The 1580-nt window shown below is 58.3% G+C and carries 1 protein-coding gene and 2 pseudogenes; 1 reads left to right on the top strand and 2 read right to left on the bottom strand.

Annotation, left to right across the window (positions count from 1 at the left end; all coding sequences use genetic code 11):
- Window positions 1-708, bottom strand: a pseudogene (locus WH5701_RS00325) (cation transporter); the annotation flags it as partial.
- 45 nt (window positions 709-753) lie between these two features.
- Between WH5701_RS00325 and WH5701_RS00320 the strand changes: the two are divergent.
- Window positions 754-1317 carry a photosystem I assembly protein Ycf3 gene (locus tag WH5701_RS00320; protein WP_011359140.1) on the top strand — a complete coding sequence of 188 codons (564 nt, stop codon included), beginning with the start codon at window positions 754-756 and terminating at the stop codon, window positions 1315-1317.
- 4 nt (window positions 1318-1321) lie between these two features.
- On the opposite strand, the pseudogene WH5701_RS18180 reads toward WH5701_RS00320, so the two are convergent.
- Window positions 1322-1580 (bottom strand): annotated as a pseudogene (locus WH5701_RS18180) (DNA repair protein RadA); the annotation flags it as partial.

Raw genomic sequence — 1580 nt, 5'->3', positions numbered from 1 at the left:
TCTCCATCCGTCAAAACCAAACGAGCCGTTTCGGGCTGCAATTGCGCTAGTTGCTGCAACGCCTGCCCCGTTCGGAAAACGAGCCCGTTCTTCGAGGAAGCGCCCCAAAAGCACGAATCCCAGCAACATCACCGGGCTCGTTGAAAAAGCACGGCCAACCCACCTTTGGGCCACACCAAGGCCACCAAGCTGGCCCAGATAAGCGCTACCCACCCCCAGCCCCACCAGGGTGTCCATGCTCGGGGCTCCGACACGGGCTGCTTTTATGCCCCCAACCAGGATCTGGCGGCCTGGGCCAAACAAGGCGACCGTCGCCAAGCCAGCGTGGAACGAAAGGCTGCCAATCACCGGCACCGACAATTGACCGGCTTCGCTGAGGTGCCCCATCACCGACAGCAGCAGCAGCACCAGCGCAACCATCAACTGACGCCACTGACGCCACCAACTCAAGCCAGGGGATCCAGTCGTCCCGTTAAGACCCGGCTGAAACTCCAAGGAACGTTCACGGGCTGGGAATCCCCGCGCCGCCAAAGCTGCCAGTACATCGTCGACATTGCCGTCTGATTCAGCCAAATCCAGCCAAGCAGCACGACTGACCAAGTTCACATCAGCCCGCTGCACACCCGGCTGCTCAAGCAACGTGCGTTCAACCGCGGACACGCAACCGCCACACTTCATCCCTTCCACATCCAGGACGACGGTCTGCATCGCAGAACTCACAAGCGATCAATCGTTACGACCACGCTAGGTCGGATGACAGGCCCGTCAGGATGGAGTGACATCAACCGGCGCGCCGTGCCCCGCAGCAACCGCAACGACAACTTCATCGACAAAAGCTTCACGGTGATGGCGGACTTAATCGTCAAGCTGCTGCCGATCAATGCCCGCTCGAAAGAGGCCTACGTCTATTACCGAGACGGACTGTCCGCCCAAAACGATGGTGACTATGCCGAAGCACTTGAAAACTACGACGAAGCCCTAAAGCTTGAAACCGACCCCACCGACCGTGGTGAAACCCTCAAGAACATGGCCATCATTTACATGTCGAACGGTGAGGAGGAACGGGCGATCGAGACCTACCAGAAAGCTCTGGATGAAAACCCAAAACAACCCTCATGCCTCAAAAACATGGGGCTGATCTTTGAGAAGTGGGGCCGTATCGCTGAAGAAAGTGGTCAACAGGATGATGCGGATCGCTGGTTTGACCAAGCTGCAGACGTCTGGACTCAAGCGGTACGACTCAATCCCGGTGGTTATCTCGATATCGAAAACTGGTTGAAATCCACCGGTCGCAGCAACGTCGACGTGTACTTCTAGAGGGCTAATTCTGGTCAGTCCGCACCTCATCGCCGAGCGCTAAAACAAGCGCCTCGGTGACATTGGCGGCCTCAAGCAAGGCCAGATCCAACCCAGAAGCCAGTGCCCCTAAACCACTGCCGGACGGCACCACAGCCCGACGGAACCCCAGCCGAGCCGCTTCTTGCAACCGCAGTTCAAGTTGACCGACTGGTCTGAGTTGCCCCCCCAACCCGAGTTCTCCGATCAACACGGTTCCCGGGGGGAGGGTGAGGTCTCGAAAA

Origin of the sequence: Synechococcus sp. WH 5701 (genome assembly GCF_000153045.1) — a bacterium.
Taxonomy (GTDB): Bacteria; Cyanobacteriota; Cyanobacteriia; order PCC-6307; family Cyanobiaceae; genus Regnicoccus_A; species Regnicoccus_A antarcticus.
This window is presented reverse-complemented; position numbering and strand designations above follow the sequence as displayed.